Here is a 15,164-nt window from a genome sequence, read left to right as displayed (position 1 = left end):
TTCTTGTGCATGAATGGACATGCAACCTCATATAGTGTAAAAAAAGGATGAGGGCTTGTTTAAGAAATGGAAATGGTTGGTCACGATATTACTTGTGGGTGCAATTATGCTCGTAATTCGTTTAGAGGATCAAGGTGTATTGGATACACCTATGCGAAAACTTGTTACAACATCAGCAGATTTAACTTATTTAAGCGAGCTCGGACAAAGTTGGCTAAATAAAGAGGATACAACAATTTTGGTATCGAGTGATGTTGGACAAACTGAATTATTAACATTTGCTAATGCGCAAGTTTTTAAGGAAGGTTTTTTACTGCAATATGATATGGGCCTACCGGTTTATGCTGGACAGAATGGTCTTGTCGTTTTCACTGGTCATACTAAATACACTGGTAAAACAATGACGATTGGCTATGATGATGGCACAACAGTTTCCTATGGTATGCTTGATAGTTTAGCACAACTGCCATATACAACAGTGCAGGCAAATGATTTAATCGGCATGAAAGAGGCGGGACAACTCTATATTTCGATTGAAAAAGATAAGACACATTATAGTTTAGAGCAGATTGTACAGTGGCTTGAAAAAGCGGCGTCCGATGAAGATTAAACTGCATCTTCTATGTATCCCTCTCGTATTTTTAATGATTTTTAGTGGTCAAATTGCTTATTACGCTATTATTTTATCTTCGTTATTATGGCATGAAGCAGGTCATCTGTTAGCAGCAATGCTTTGTGGTGTTAGGATAAAATCATGCGTTATTACACCTTACGGAGGGGAAATAGAATTTGAAAATCCAGCGGTTGTGCCAGCAACGTCACTCCTATGGATTGCCTTAGGGGGACCAATCGCTACTATATTAGGGATTGGCCTCGCTTTTTTTATGCCAGAATTACTTGCTACTAAGCTCATTAATGTGCAACTTGTGCTATTAGCAATCAATATATTTCCGATTATTCCGTTGGACGGTGGGAGAATATTTTTAGCGTATTTATTTTTATGCTATCCAAGCGTTCGTGCATTTGAATATTACTACTGGCTTTCCCTTACAATTGCGTCTATACTACTTATGATAACTTTATGTTACCTCCCACAAACTATTTTTTTAGCAATTCTATGTTTATTTATATGGCTTCAAGCGTTAAAAGAATGGAATTATCGAAAATATCGTTTAGCATTTGAGAAATATGTAATGAATAGATTGACTTAAAAAAAATCGTGTGGTAATATTTTAATGTTATTGTTTGTAGCACCTGTGCTACTGCAACCGCACTGGAAAGGTTTAAGTATCGTAAGATCACCTTTATATACAGGCGAGTCTGAGTCTATGAGGAGGTGCAGTAAAATGTACGCAATTATTGAAACTGGTGGTAAACAAATCAAAGTAGAAGCTGGTCAAGAAATCTATGTTGAAAAATTAGGTGTAGAAGCTGACGAGGTTGTAACTTTTGATAAAGTTTTATTCGTTGGTGGCGAAAACGTTAAAGTTGGCGCTCCATTCGTAGAAGGCGCTACTGTAACAGCTAAAGCTGTGAAAGAAGGCCGTGCGAAGAAAATCGTTGTTTTCAAATTGAAAGCTAAAAAGAACTACCGTCGTAAACAAGGTCACCGTCAACCTTACACAAAATTAGTTGTTGAAACTATCAACGCTTAATTGTGAGGTGTAGCGAATGATACAAGTTACGATTCATCATGATGAAAATAGACATGTGTCAGCATTTGAATTTTCAGGACATGCTGAATACGATGAATCTGGTAAGGATTTAGTATGTGCAGGAGCATCTACCATTGCCATAGGTACGGTGAATGCTATTTATGCACTATTACAATTACAGCCAGAAATCGAACAAGCTGCTGAAGGTGGAGGCTATCTTAAGGTAGATTTACCGTCAGATATAGAGCCTGAGATTGATGCGAAACTACAGTTAATTGTCCAAGTAATGACTGCCCAAGTGTATTCAATGGTGCAAAATTATGGACAATACATCCAAATCAACTACAACCAAGTAGGAGGTGGAACTCTATGAAATTACTATTAGCATTAGACCTTCAACTTTTCGCATCTAAAAAAAGGGTAGGTTCTACTAAAAACGGACGTGACTCTGAGTCAAAACGTCTTGGTGCTAAACGTGCTGATGGCCAATTCGTAACTGGTGGTTCAATTCTTTACCGTCAACGCGGTACAAAAATTTACCCAGGTACAAACGTAGGTCGTGGTGGTGACGATACACTATTTGCTAAAGTTGACGGCGTTGTTAAATTCGAACGCTTAGGTCGCGATCGCAAACAAGTATCTGTATACCCAGCAACACAAGAAGCGTAATCTTCAAAAAAGTTAAACATAAAGCGTAGGACTGCATTTATTGCAGTCCTTTTTTTGGCTAAATTTCAACTTCTTTCAGCAGATGTCTTTTGTACTTGTCGCTACGCTTTCGGCACAAAAGACATCTGCTGAAATAGAGGAACTCAGTCTAAGAACGCCACGTCCTGTGGCAATTTATCTGTGCGAAAGCGAAGCGACAGCAACACACGACTGAGTGACCAACATCATGCTGCTGACGCTACGCTTTCGCGCAAAAAACATCTGTTGGCCCAAAGCCTCCGGACGCAATTATGCCGAGGCATAATTGATTGAAGAATTAAGGGAAAAATACAGCAAAACTTGTTATACTAGTAAAGATAACTTTATTGGAGTGAATGGGATGAACAATCAATCACTAACCATTAGTGAAGTAATACGTTTTGCAAATCATGATTATGTGAACCAGCTTCAGCTTATTCGCATGAATTTAGATTTAGGTAGAATTGATGAATCAAAAAAACTTATTCAAAATTATTCGGAACAATTACAAGTACTTTCTATCCTTAATCGTCTACAATTACCGCAAACAATCGAGTGGCTGCAAACAGCAGGCTGGCGCTATCCTTCATTACCAATGAAGCTTAGCGGTGAGATAAAAAAGACTGTCACAAATAATATTGATACGGAAGTTGTAGATTACTTAAACAAAACAGTTATGCATGTTTATGATACATTAGATCCATTTACAGAACAGAGCTTAGCGCTCGATGTACGTGTTGACGATCATACATTTGCCGTGACATTCACGCTAAATGGGCTATGGAGTGCTGATGCATTCACCGAAAAAGGTTTGAAACAATTAGATATTCAAACAATTGAACAGACGAATACTTGCTGGCAATATGTATTGAATGCAAATAGGGAGTGAATTAAATGTTTGTCGATCACGTCAAGATTTATGTAAAAGGTGGCGACGGTGGGGATGGAATGGTCGCCTTCCGTCGTGAAAAATTTGTACCGAATGGTGGTCCCGCTGGTGGCGATGGCGGTCACGGTGGGAATGTTGTGTTTCAAGTTGAAGAGGGTCTGCGTACGTTAATGGATTTCCGCTACAAACGCCACTTCAAGGCTGACCGTGGTGAGCATGGTATGAGTAAAGGAATGCATGGTAAACGTGCAGACGATTTAATCGTTAAAGTACCACCAGGCACAGTCGTAATGAACGAAGAAACAGGCGTTGTTATTGCCGATTTAGTCGAGCATGGTCAACAAGCGATTATCGCAAAATCTGGCCGTGGTGGCCGAGGGAATTCTCGCTTTGCAACACCAGCCAATCCTGCTCCAGAACTTTCTGAAAAAGGTGAGCCAGGACAAGAATTAAATGTTATATTAGAGTTGAAAGTACTAGCAGATGTAGGATTAGTTGGCTTCCCAAGTGTAGGTAAATCAACATTATTATCTGTTGTTTCTGCGGCAAAGCCAAAAATAGGTGCTTATCATTTCACTACAATCGTACCGAACTTAGGAATGGTTGAAACAGATGATCATCGTAGCTTTGCAATGGCCGATTTACCAGGTTTAATCGAAGGTGCGCACGAAGGTGTTGGTCTAGGTCACCAATTCCTCCGTCATATTGAACGTACACGTGTTATCGTACATGTAATTGATATGTCGGGTATGGAAGGGCGCGATCCTTATGAAGATTACTTAACAATCAATGACGAGCTAAAACAATATAATCTTCGTTTAACAGAACGTCCACAAATTATTGTGGCAAATAAAATGGACATGCCAGATGCAGAGGAAAACTTAGAAATTTTCCGTGAAAAAGTGGGCGGAGATGCGAAAATCTTCCCAGTATCAGCGGTTTCTCGCCAAGGTTTAAAGCCGGTATTATTTGAAATTGCCGACTTACTGGAAGTGACTCCTGAATTCCCATTATTCGATGATCTAGATGAAGAATCAGATGCAACGGTACTTTACAAACACCAATCTGAAGCAGATTCAATCGAAATCTCTCGTGATCCTGATGGTACATTCATTCTTGGAGGATATGCGATTGAGCGTATCTTCAAAATGACAGACTTCAGCCGCGAGGACGGTGTACGTCGTTTTGCACGTCAATTACGTGGTATGGGTGTCGATGAAGCATTACGTGAACGTGGTGCACAAAATGGAGATATTGTACGCTTATTGGAATTCGAATTTGAATTTGTCGACTAAGAATAGGTTTTTAGGGGAAGCGTATGAAGAATGTTGCAAATCAGCGATATTATTTAGTTCGTGAAGATGTTTTAACGGATGCTATGCAAAAAACTTTGGAGGCGAAACACTTACTTTCAAGTGGTTCGGTATCTTCCATTTGGGATGCGGTAAAGCAGGTGGATTTATCGCGTAGTGCGTTTTACAAATATCGTGATGCTGTATTTCCTTTTCACTCAATTGTGCAGGAACGCATTTTAACAGTCTTTTTACAGCTTCAGGACCGTAAAGGAACACTTGCAAAGCTTTTAGAAACAGTGACAATTACGCATTGCAATGTACTGACTATCCATCAAACAATACCGATTCAAGGACGTGCTAATGTTACATTGTCATTAGATGTAACTAGTATGACATGCGAACTTGATGATTTAATACAGCAACTCAAACGTTTAGATTTTGTAGAGTCAGCAGAAGTAATTAGTTCTGGTGCATTGTAGTGACTGAAAGCAAGCTTGAATTTTTGACAGAATGTAAATAAGCTCAAAAGGAGCAGTCCCATGTGATGTAATAATATCGCTTCATGGGACAGCTCCTTATTCTATAACAATAGATAAAAGCTATCACAAAAAGTTCTATAATATCATTTAAGAGGAGAGGCAACCGCCGGAATGTTTAGGAAGCTTCACATTATGCCTCAGCACATCATTTGATGTAAAAATATAAAGTATTTTTGGGAAATAAAAATTCTAAATCTTTGCATTTTAGTGACTTGTTACTAAGAGTTATGGTGACATTTGTTAAAACGTATGTCATTTACATAAGTTGATTGGAGTGTAGACTGGGTGGCTCCTTGGGGATCATCGATAGAGGAACGAAGGCTAAAAGCATCACGTCCTGTGATAACGCCTTCGTGACCAACACCGGTGCTGCCGCCGCTTCGCTTTCGCGCAAAAACATCTGTTGGCCCGAGACCCTGGAGCGCAAGCGAAGCGGCAGCGACCAAAACGCCCAGTCGGAATGGAAATCAACATTACGTTTTGTAATGAGCCATTTTAATATAAAATTAAAAGCTACAAGTTGTAGTGAAGGAGGTAAATGTAATGACAGAGCAACAATGGGAAAAACGAATTGGATATTTAGGACCAGAAGCATCATTTACATACTTAGCAACAAAAGCAACCTTTCCGAATGAGTGGCTTGTCCCTTGTACTACAATTCCAGAATGTATCGAGGCAGTAGCAGAGGGGAAGGTAGATTTAGCTGTTGTACCACTAGAAAATGCTTTAGAAGGCTCAGTATCGTTAACGCTCGATTATTTATTCCATGAGGCGACACTATATGTTACCGGTGAGCTTCAGTTGAAAATACAGCAGCATTTAATGGTCAATAAAGCGCAGAAGGAAAGTTGGGAATCGATTGAGGGAGTTTATTCGCACCCACATGCGCTAGCCCAATGTCATAAATACTTATTTTATCGTTTCAGCCATGTACCGCTACATCAAACAACATCTACAGCAGCAGCGGCAAAATATGTATCCGAAAATCCAAGTGAGTGCATTGCAGCAGTTGGTAATGCAGCGGCAGCAGAAAAATATGGCTTAGAAATTGTTCAACCAAATATTCATGATTTCCATTTTAACCATACACGTTTCTTCGTTTTATCTAAGCAAAATATACGATTACCACAGGAATTATCAGAAGGACAGGCAAAAACAACTTTTATGATTACATTGCCAATGGACCGTTCAGGGGCATTACATCAAGTACTATCAGTATTTGCCTGGCGACAGCTAAATTTAAGTAAAATCGAATCACGACCATTAAAAACGGGCTTAGGTGATTATTTCTTTATGATTGATGTATTAGCAGATGAAAAGGAGCCTATGATGCGTGGGGCGATGGAAGAACTAGCTGCACTTGGTTGCAAGGTGAAGTCACTTGGTACATACTTTACTTATCTAACATCGGACGAGTAATAAAAGTGGCTAGGAGGAATCGTTGTGGGTGGCATTATTTTGTTTGACGGAGTGTGCAATTTTTGTGATAGCAGTGTGCAATTTATTATCAAACATGATGAAGCAGCATATTTTAAATTTGCATCCATCCAAAGTGATGCAGGGCAGGCATTACTTGCACAATACGAAGTACCAAAAAATATAGATAGTGTCATATTAATTGAGCATGGAAAGGCATATTTTGAATCCACAGCAGCACTTAAAATCTGTAGGAGATTAGATAGTTTTTGGCCTGTTTGTTATATTTTTATCACGATTCCTCCATCTATACGAAATAAAATGTATCGATTATTTGCAAAAAATAGGTATCGTCTTTTTGGACGAAAAGAAGTATGCTTATTGCCAACACCTTCACAGCGAAAAAGATTTCTCTAACTCTGAAGCTATCCAGTTTAAGTGGATAGCTCATAGTGTTGGAAAACGAAATTTTGAGAATGCTGTGACGCTTTAAATGAGGGGGATTTCTGTTCCAAGCTACTCGCTTTCCTGTTGGTGAGCGCCGAGTAGACTTCTACTCCAATCAGCGATAGCATATAAGTTTTATAAATTTTATGCATTTCAAAAATGAATGCTATGGCTACTTACCATAATCAAACGGAATAGGCTTATAACAGTGACGCTACTGTAAATCTGTTGATACTGCAGTTTCGTATAGAAAAGCATTTGTTGTTGCCGCTGCCGCTTCGTTAACACTCCGCTTTCGCGCAGATAAACAAATGGCTGTCGCTTCGCTTTCGCATATATAATACATTGTTTGTGACATGCTAGAAGATACATGCTATGTGCAGTGGTTGATTTGCTGAAGAGCTATACTTTATTTAATATCTTAATTCCATTGACATATAGTTTTTCAACAAAAAGAGCCATCCAATTTATAAAGCGGATAGCTCTTTTTAATAAGCTTCATAATTATTAAAAGATAATTTTATGGTACATATAAACAGAAAGCAGCTAGTCTCCGTAAAGGCTAGCTGCTATTAATCAATTATTTGATTTTACACGTTCTTGAAGCAAAGTTTGTTGAATTATTGATCTACAACTAAATACCCTTTTTTTTGTAAAGTTAGCTCAATTAAATCTAAAGTTTCAACAGAATGTGCAGAAATAACATGAAGATGTGTACCACCCGTTAGCTCAGATAAGTAACTTGCCTTTGTTTCGTTAACACGTTGAATAAATTTTTTTACCTCATGTCGGTTAGCGACCATAATAGAAGCGGTAATTTCGCCATAAATAGGATGTTCAACAATAACATTTTTTACTGTACCACCGCAATCAACTATTGTCATAAGTTCGTCTTCTGCATCCTCTGAGGTGTGGAAGCAAGGAATTGTACGCTCAACAGTTTGATGTAATTGTTCCTGATGCATATAAAGATATCCTTGGCTAGTTGCAATAATAGGTTCATTTCTAGCCTTTAATAATGTCATATCATTGACAATGACTTGCCTTGAAACATTAGCGAATTTAGCTAAGTCCGTCCCTGTTATAGGTGCTGTACTTTTTTTTAGCTGTGTAAGAAGTTGCAGTCGGCGTTCTTCGCCTAACATTTTTTTCATAAGAGATCACCTCTGCCTGTAATAAAGGAAGCCGTTTTCCTTAAAACCTAGTGTACCATGAAGCATTTCCTACATGCGTGAATTTTTTGTATCCAAATGAAACATTGAACATATGATACGTAGAGAAGAAGGGAGGAAAAAATTGCGTATTCATATTGTTCAAAAGGGAGATACGTTGTGGAAGATTGCGAAAGAGTATGGCGTTTCGTTTGAAGATTTAAAACGGCTCAATGCTCATCTTGCTAATCCAGATTATATTGTACCGGGCATGGAAATTATCCTACCTGAAAAAATAAACAAAGAACCGCATAGAGAACCGCATCGAGAAACAGATTGGGGAATGCATAGAGAGGGGGGACATAGAGAAGGGCACAAGGAACATATGCATAAGGAGTCACCTATAAAGCACGTTAAAGAAAAAGAGATTCAGAGACCGATGCCTCCACCGGTTGTTGTACCACCACCACCGATGCCAGAACCACAGATGATCCCAATTCCTTATCCAATGCCGATGCCGATGCCTCAGCAAGCGCCTGTTGAGCTTAGCTGGAATCAACAAGTTGTCATGCCACACGTAGAGCAAAATCAAACTGTATCACCAATTCAAATTCAACCACCACCACAGCCTATAGCACAACCGGAACTACCGCCACCACCAGCACCAATGCCGCAACCGATTTTTATCATGCCACAAATGCCGGCAGTACCACATTGTGCAAGCTGCCATCAGCCAGTACATCATCATATGTGGTGGCCAATGCCAATGCAAATGCCAATGGAATCGCAAGTAGAGGCTTATACGATGCCGGAGCAACCAACAACATGTGAAATGCCAAGCGGTCAAGTTGCTGGGATGGAGAATTTCTTAGAATCTAGTACATCTCCATTCTTCCCAATGAAGCCTGAATTTGAGCCTATGCCAGAGATGGAAATGGAGCAGTCCTGTGGTTGTCAATCACAACCAGTCATGATGCCAAATTGGCAAATGGATCCATGTCACTGTCCACCACCGTGCCCACCGCCATGTCCAATGCCATGTCCATCACATTGCCCAATGCCGTATTCGTCGGTAGGACCATGGATGACACCGCACTTTTTCCCAGGCGGGATGACGCCTTATCGATGGTAAAAAAGCGTATATCGTTGAAGAAGTAAAGCCGAATATTTGGAAGTATAAATATCAATCAAATAATTATTTTGTGAAACGTGCAAAGCAGTTAGAAATAGCAGAAAAGGTGAGGGGGATTCATCGACAGCTAGGACGTCTTGAGCCATCGCTGATCTTACCTTTAATGAAAAGTGATGATGAGTATTTAATCGTGCAAGTTTGGCAAGAAGGGAGTCATAGTGCTAATTTTGCACATGAAAAAGACCGGAAGGAATCGCTTAAGTTATTAAATACCTTACATGAAACACATAAAAAAACTACTTGGCAGCGGATGCCTGGCTTGCACACCTATTCACAGCTTTTAAAATGGCAAATGCGTCATATGCGTTTTAAAAGTAGACGAAATGAATTTCGGGCATTTTTAACGAAAGAAGAGATCGACCAAATTTTACACTATAGTGAGAAGTCGCTACAGCTAATCGCTCTGGAGGATATATCCGAAAAAGAAATAACGCTTTTACATGGAGATGTTGTTCATCATAATTTTTTATGGTGCTCAGATGGGAAATTGCGTTTAATTGATTTTGATTTGGCTCACCTTGGAGAAGCGGATGATGAATATATTTTATGGTTACATCGTGTACTGCCCGCTATAGATTATGACCTTGGTAAAATATTTGCAGAACTACCAGAACTGAAACGCTTAGATAAAAGAAAGCTACATCGTTTAAAATATCCAAATGAGCTATTGCGTGAATGGCTTTTTGCAGTGGATTTACCATTAGATCAACAGCTGATATTTTTAGATTATTTAGTGCCGTTTACAAAACGAGCCCTCACATATTGGCCAAAACTGTGGTACGATATTGATAGAATGATGAAGAAATGACCGTCTTTAGGCGGTCATTTTTGTGTGTGAACGACTACTTTTGCTATTTCTAAATGTTAAGGAAATTATAGGTTTTTATTTATGGATAACCTAGAGCATAGTATTCGTCTAGGCTAAAGCGCTATATCCTCGAGGTCGCTTCGATCCCTCGGGCAAAAGTGGTGGATCGCTTACTTTTGCTTCGGGCTCTCCAGCGCTTGTCGGATGTAAACGAGCGCTTTAGCGCATTTGTTATAGTCGAGCATTCGTTCGCTATATGCTATAATCGAAGACGATGATTGTGAGGGATTATAGAATGTATGATTATTTAAAAGGACAAGTAAAGCGTATAACTCCTGAGTATATCGTCCTTGAACAGCAAGGGATTGGCTGGCAGCTGAATACACCAAATCCATTTGCGTTCAGGACATCGGCACTTGAACAACAAATTTTTGTTCACTTGCATGTACGTGAGGATGCACAAGTGTTATATGGCTTTCCAAATTTAGACCAACGAGAGCTGTTTCGTAAACTTATTTTAGTGTCAGGAATTGGACCGAAGGGTGCACTTGCTATTTTAGCTACTGGGAATCCGCAACAGGTTATCAGTGCCATTGAACGAGAAGATGAATCGTTTTTAGTAAAGTTTCCTGGTGTGGGTAAGAAAACGGCACGTCAAATGATTCTAGATTTAAAGGGTAAACTTGGCGGATTGTTGGAGACTATTGAGCTACCGAGTACAGAAGATGAGCTACCGTTATTTGGGGTGAATCCATATAAACATGAGCTCGAAGAAGCCATTCTTGCCTTAATGGCACTTGGTTATTCTGAAAAAGAACTTGAAAAAATACGTCCACAGCTTGAAGAAAATGACAAACTCGAAACAACAGATGCATTTATGAAACAAGCATTACAATTGCTATTAAAGTTAAAATAGTGAAAGGGGGGAAAGTACATGTCTGAACGTATGATGGCTAGTGAGGCAGGTAACTATGATGAACAGTTTGAATTATCTTTACGACCACAAAGGTTAGCACAATACATTGGTCAACATAAGGTAAAGGAAAATTTACAAATTTTCATTGAAGCGGCAAAGCTTCGTCAGGAAAGTTTAGATCATGTGCTGTTATATGGACCGCCTGGACTTGGTAAAACTACCTTAGCTGCTGTCATTGCTAATGAAATGAATGTCAATGTGCGCATGACTAGCGGCCCTGCGATCGAACGTCCTGGAGATTTAGCAGCTATTTTAAGCTCACTGGAGCCAGGGGATGTGCTATTTATCGATGAAATACATCGCCTACCTCGTGCAATAGAAGAGGTTCTTTATCCTGCTATGGAGGATTTTTGTTTAGATATTGTCGTTGGTAAAGGCCCAGAAGCGCGTTCTGTACGACTTGATTTACCGCCATTTACACTCGTTGGTGCAACAACAAGGGCAGGCGCATTATCTGCACCATTAAGGGATCGCTTTGGCGTATTATTAAGATTGGAGTATTATGATCATACTTCACTTGCAGAAATTGTCGTACGTAGTGCGCATTTATTTGATGTTGATATTGAGCAAGTAGCAGCTCTTGAAATGGCGACACGCTCGCGTGGTACACCCCGTATCGCTAACCGTTTGCTTAAACGAGTGCGAGATTATGCACAGGTGCTTGGAGATGGTATGATAACGGAAGGACTTGCTAAGCAAGGGCTTGAGCTATTACAAGTCGATCCTAGAGGGCTTGACCATATTGACCATAAACTTGTGACCAATATGATTGAGCGCTTCCGTGGTGGCCCTGTAGGCTTAGATACGTTGGCAGCATCTATTGGCGAGGAACGCGTAACGATAGAGGATGTGTACGAGCCATATTTGATGCAAATTGGCTTTATACAACGGACGCCACGTGGACGTGTGGCAACACATTTAGCCTACGAACATTTTGGATATGAATATCCCCAACAAACCTAGAAGAAGGAAGTATTTTCATGCGTGTAGAAGATTTTGATTTTGAATTGCCAGAAGAGCTTATTGCACAAACACCACTTTTGGACCGTACAGCTAGTCGTTTAATGGTCGTGACGCCAGGCTCGCAAAATGTTGAGCATCATCATTTTGCTCATATTTTAGATGAGCTACAAGCTGGAGACTGCCTTGTGTTAAATGATACAAGAGTCTTACCAGCGCGTTTAATGGGCGTTAAAGAGGAAACTGGTGCTCATATAGAGGTACTGCTATTAAAGCAAATGGCAGGTACGGATGAATGGGAAACACTTGTTAAACCAGCTAAACGTGTAAAAGTCGGCACAGTTGTAACATTTGGAGATGGCTTACTGACAGCTACTTGTACAGGAGAGCTTGATCATGGTGGACGTACATTTGAGTTTAAATATAATGGGATTTTTTATGAAATTTTAGAGCGACTTGGTGAGATGCCACTACCTCCATATATCCGTGAAAAATTAGAGGACAAGGATCGTTACCAAACCGTTTATGCAAAAGAGCGTGGCTCAGCTGCAGCACCAACTGCAGGCCTGCATTTTACAGAAGAATTACTAGAGCAAGTAAAAGCAAAAGGGGTCGAAGTTGTATTTATCACGTTACATGTGGGACTTGGAACTTTCCGTCCTGTAAGTGTAGATTCAATTGAAAATCACGCAATGCATGCCGAATTTTATAGTGTAACGGAAGAAGCCGCATCTATCATAAACCGAGTAAAGAGTAACGGTGGAAAAGTGATTGCAGTTGGTACAACCTCTACACGTACATTAGAAACTATCGGCTCTAAATATGAAGGTGAAGTGCGAGCAGAACAAGGTTGGACGTCTATTTTCATTTATCCGGGATATGAATTTACGGTTGTGGATGGTTTAATCACAAACTTCCATTTACCAAAATCGACCCTTGTAATGCTTGTTAGTACATTTGCGACAAGAGAAACAATTTTAAGTGCTTATCAACAAGCTGTAGAAGAAAAATATCGCTTCTTTAGCTTTGGTGATGCTATGTTTATTCGTCCAAAAGGAGAATAAAGAAAAAATCGGAGTACTGTTTTTACTTTAGATAAGAGAGGAATTTTTTATAATATGACACAACCAGCAATTCGTTATGAGCTACTTCATACTTGTAAGCAAACAGGAGCACGCCTTGGCATCGTGCATACGCCGCATGGCTCTTTTGAAACGCCAGCATTTATGCCTGTTGGTACACAAGCAACTGTTAAAACAATGTCACCTGAGGAATTAAAAGAAATGAATGCAGGTATTATTCTGTCAAATACGTATCATTTATGGCTCCGACCAGGTAATGATATTGTGAAGGAAGCAGGGGGCTTGCATAAATTTATGAACTGGGATCGCCCAATTTTAACAGATTCAGGTGGATTTCAAGTGTTCTCACTTAGCCAATTCCGTAAAATCGAAGAAGAAGGGGTTCACTTCCGCAATCATTTGAATGGAGATAAATTGTTTTTAAGTCCAGAAAAGGCGATGGAAATTCAAAATGATTTAGGTTCAGATATTATGATGGCATTTGATGAATGTCCACCTTACCCAGCGACATATGACTATATGCTACAATCAGTAGACCGTACTACGCGTTGGGCTAAACGTTGTAAAGAGGCACATAATCGTCCAGAAGAACAAGGTTTATTCGGTATTATTCAAGGGGGAGAATACGAGGATTTACGCCGTCGTTCTGCAGAAGCACTAGTTGAATTAGATTTCCCTGGCTATGCAATTGGAGGGTTATCTGTTGGTGAGCCTAAGGACGTCATGAACCGAGTATTAGAGTTTACAACACCATTAATGCCAACTAATAAACCACGTTATTTAATGGGTGTAGGGTCACCAGACTCATTAATTGATGGTGCTATTCGAGGCATTGATATGTTTGACTGTGTATTACCAACACGTATTGCCCGTAATGGCACATTAATGACATCAGAAGGTCGTTTAGTTGTTAAAAATGCAAAATATGCACGTGATTTCGGGCCAATTGATCCGAACTGTGATTGCTATACATGTAAAAACTATTCACGCGCGTATATCCGTCATCTAATACGTACGGAAGAAACATTTGGCATCCGTTTAACGACTTACCATAACTTACACTTCCTATTGAAACTAATGGAGCAAGTACGTGAGGCAATCCGTGAAGATCGTCTTGGCGATTTCCGAGAAGAATTTTTCGAGAAATACGGCTTTAATGGACCAAATGCGAAAAACTTCTAGTCAAAAAAGTGATCTTCACCGTAAGTTGAGACATTTACAATAGGGTTTGTTGATGAGAACACGGTGAGTCGATAAAGCGAATAGAATCGATCTTTGAACTTATCGTGTTACAACAAACAGTCGGCATTCAACCTTAGAAAGTGTGTGCCTATAACAGAATGTGCTCAATCATTTGTATAATTTAGTAAAAAACACATGCAGTTCTGAGTGAATTGTGAAAATTTCTAGCAAATTATTGTCTATCATAGAAAAAATATTAGTAATATAGAAAAAATTTGGGCTTGTCCATCGCTTTTTTAGGGTGAAATAGTCTATACTAAACAAGTGAGAATTGGAAAGGGGGCAAGAATTATGGACCAACTACTAGGATTAGCACCAATACTATTAATGTTCGTTGCAATGTGGTTTATCTTAATCCGTCCTGCTAAAAAAAGACAACAGGAAACACAAAATATGCAAGGTAATTTGCAACGTGGAGATAAAGTAATTACTATCGGTGGCTTACATGGTGTAATTGACTCAATTGAGGACGCAGCTGTAACATTAAAAATTGCAGAAAATGTTCGCGTGAAATTTGACCGTCAAGCAATCGGGCGTATTGTAAATGACTAAAATTTTTATCTTCATTCAGTAGAAAATTTCCACATCACCTACTGAATAAAGATAAAGCTTCCGGCGGATGTCACGGATTTTCAAAGGAATGAATTGTGCGAACACAATTCAAATCCGAACGTAATTACGCCAAGGCGAAATTGATCTTAAAGGCGTTGTCCAACATATATGTGGACAACGCCTTACATAATATGAATAGCTTTGTCAAAATGTAAGAATTCATTTTTGACAAGGCTTTTTTGTATAAAAAATAACTTGCAAGGTCACCTTATT

20 protein-coding genes and 1 other annotated feature are annotated in these 15,164 nt (G+C 39.5%); of the genes, 18 read left to right on the top strand and 2 right to left on the bottom strand.

The features are described from left to right. Positions 1 to 55: 55 nt before the first annotated feature. The 11 genes from FJQ98_RS20315 to FJQ98_RS20265 all read left to right on the top strand — a co-directional run bounded on the left by FJQ98_RS20315 (position 56) and on the right by FJQ98_RS20265 (position 6,898). Positions 56 to 610 carry a M23 family metallopeptidase gene (locus FJQ98_RS20315; RefSeq protein WP_053596147.1) on the top strand — a complete coding sequence of 185 codons (555 nt, stop codon included), beginning with the start codon at positions 56 to 58 and terminating at the stop codon, positions 608 to 610. Continuing rightward, positions 600 to 1,211, top strand: a complete 612-nt coding sequence (locus tag FJQ98_RS20310) for a zinc metalloprotease (RefSeq protein ID WP_053596148.1) — start codon at positions 600 to 602, stop codon at positions 1,209 to 1,211. Before FJQ98_RS20315 ends, FJQ98_RS20310 begins: the two co-directional genes overlap by 11 nt. Before the next feature lie 45 nt (positions 1,212 to 1,256). After that, positions 1,257 to 1,332 (top strand) — a sequence feature (ribosomal protein L21 leader region). Between the two features lie 14 nt (positions 1,333 to 1,346). Then, positions 1,347 to 1,655, top strand: coding sequence for a 50S ribosomal protein L21 (rplU, locus tag FJQ98_RS20305; protein WP_053596149.1), 309 nt, complete (start codon positions 1,347 to 1,349; stop codon positions 1,653 to 1,655). A gap of 16 nt (positions 1,656 to 1,671) precedes the next feature. Beyond that, positions 1,672 to 2,028, top strand: a complete 357-nt coding sequence (locus FJQ98_RS20300; RefSeq protein ID WP_053596150.1) for a ribosomal-processing cysteine protease Prp — start codon at positions 1,672 to 1,674, stop codon at positions 2,026 to 2,028. After that, the gene (gene rpmA / locus FJQ98_RS20295) at positions 2,025 to 2,324 is read left to right on the top strand and encodes a 50S ribosomal protein L27 (RefSeq protein WP_201406527.1); all 300 of its coding nucleotides are present in this window, start codon (positions 2,025 to 2,027) and stop codon (positions 2,322 to 2,324) included. Before FJQ98_RS20300 ends, rpmA begins: the two co-directional genes overlap by 4 nt. A gap of 40 nt (positions 2,325 to 2,364) precedes the next feature. Further along, positions 2,365 to 2,538, top strand: a complete 174-nt coding sequence (locus FJQ98_RS20290; protein WP_201406526.1) for a hypothetical protein — start codon at positions 2,365 to 2,367, stop codon at positions 2,536 to 2,538. 165 nt (positions 2,539 to 2,703) lie between these two features. Continuing rightward, complete coding sequence (locus tag FJQ98_RS20285; protein ID WP_053596152.1) at positions 2,704 to 3,231, top strand: Spo0B domain-containing protein; 528 nt, start codon at positions 2,704 to 2,706, stop codon at positions 3,229 to 3,231. A 5-nt stretch (positions 3,232 to 3,236) separates the two neighbouring features. Then, positions 3,237 to 4,526, top strand: a complete 1,290-nt coding sequence (gene obgE, locus FJQ98_RS20280) for a GTPase ObgE (RefSeq protein ID WP_053596153.1) — start codon at positions 3,237 to 3,239, stop codon at positions 4,524 to 4,526. Between the two features lie 23 nt (positions 4,527 to 4,549). Beyond that, entirely contained in the window at positions 4,550 to 5,005 is a 456-nt protein-coding gene (locus FJQ98_RS20275; RefSeq protein ID WP_053484814.1) for an ACT domain-containing protein, read from the top strand. 603 nt (positions 5,006 to 5,608) lie between these two features. Beyond that, positions 5,609 to 6,484, top strand: a complete 876-nt coding sequence (gene pheA / locus FJQ98_RS20270) for a prephenate dehydratase (protein WP_053596154.1) — start codon at positions 5,609 to 5,611, stop codon at positions 6,482 to 6,484. Positions 6,485 to 6,508: 24 nt separating this feature from the next. Next, positions 6,509 to 6,898, top strand: a complete 390-nt coding sequence (locus FJQ98_RS20265; protein WP_053596155.1) for a thiol-disulfide oxidoreductase DCC family protein — start codon at positions 6,509 to 6,511, stop codon at positions 6,896 to 6,898. Between the two features lie 244 nt (positions 6,899 to 7,142). Here FJQ98_RS20265 and FJQ98_RS20260 read toward each other — a convergent pair whose 3' ends face one another. Next, on the bottom strand, positions 7,143 to 7,286 hold the full coding sequence (locus tag FJQ98_RS20260; protein WP_158003076.1) for a hypothetical protein: 144 nt from the start codon (positions 7,284 to 7,286) through the stop codon (positions 7,143 to 7,145). Between the two features lie 262 nt (positions 7,287 to 7,548). Further along, complete coding sequence (locus FJQ98_RS20255; protein ID WP_053596156.1) at positions 7,549 to 8,082, bottom strand: transcription repressor NadR; 534 nt, start codon at positions 8,080 to 8,082, stop codon at positions 7,549 to 7,551. Positions 8,083 to 8,224: 142 nt separating this feature from the next. On the opposite strand from FJQ98_RS20255, the gene FJQ98_RS20250 reads away from it, so the two are divergent. From FJQ98_RS20250 to yajC, 7 genes are all read left to right on the top strand, one after another. Then, on the top strand, positions 8,225 to 9,211 hold the full coding sequence (locus FJQ98_RS20250; RefSeq protein ID WP_053596157.1) for a LysM peptidoglycan-binding domain-containing protein: 987 nt from the start codon (positions 8,225 to 8,227) through the stop codon (positions 9,209 to 9,211). A 70-nt stretch (positions 9,212 to 9,281) separates the two neighbouring features. After that, the gene (locus FJQ98_RS20245; RefSeq protein WP_053596158.1) at positions 9,282 to 10,079 is read left to right on the top strand and encodes a phosphotransferase; all 798 of its coding nucleotides are present in this window, start codon (positions 9,282 to 9,284) and stop codon (positions 10,077 to 10,079) included. Positions 10,080 to 10,374: 295 nt separating this feature from the next. Beyond that, positions 10,375 to 10,995: a Holliday junction branch migration protein RuvA gene (gene ruvA, locus FJQ98_RS20240; RefSeq protein WP_053596159.1), complete on the top strand. Its 621-nt coding sequence runs from the start codon at positions 10,375 to 10,377 to the stop codon at positions 10,993 to 10,995. An 18-nt stretch (positions 10,996 to 11,013) separates the two neighbouring features. Continuing rightward, positions 11,014 to 12,018: a Holliday junction branch migration DNA helicase RuvB gene (gene ruvB / locus FJQ98_RS20235; protein WP_053596160.1), complete on the top strand. Its 1,005-nt coding sequence runs from the start codon at positions 11,014 to 11,016 to the stop codon at positions 12,016 to 12,018. Positions 12,019 to 12,035: 17 nt separating this feature from the next. Beyond that, positions 12,036 to 13,079 (top strand): tRNA preQ1(34) S-adenosylmethionine ribosyltransferase-isomerase QueA, encoded by a 1,044-nt coding sequence (gene queA, locus FJQ98_RS20230; protein ID WP_053596161.1) that lies wholly within the window; start codon positions 12,036 to 12,038, stop codon positions 13,077 to 13,079. Between the two features lie 54 nt (positions 13,080 to 13,133). Next, positions 13,134 to 14,279 carry a tRNA guanosine(34) transglycosylase Tgt gene (gene tgt / locus FJQ98_RS20225; protein ID WP_053484805.1) on the top strand — a complete coding sequence of 382 codons (1,146 nt, stop codon included), beginning with the start codon at positions 13,134 to 13,136 and terminating at the stop codon, positions 14,277 to 14,279. Positions 14,280 to 14,630: 351 nt separating this feature from the next. Further along, positions 14,631 to 14,891 carry a preprotein translocase subunit YajC gene (gene yajC, locus FJQ98_RS20220; protein WP_053596162.1) on the top strand — a complete coding sequence of 87 codons (261 nt, stop codon included), beginning with the start codon at positions 14,631 to 14,633 and terminating at the stop codon, positions 14,889 to 14,891. Positions 14,892 to 15,164: the final 273 nt, after the last annotated feature.

Origin of the sequence: Lysinibacillus agricola, assembly GCF_016638705.1 — a bacterium.
Classification (GTDB): Bacteria; Bacillota; Bacilli; order Bacillales_A; family Planococcaceae; genus Lysinibacillus; species Lysinibacillus agricola.
The sequence above is the reverse complement of the archived record's forward strand: the minus strand, read 5'-3'. Positions and strand labels throughout refer to the sequence as shown.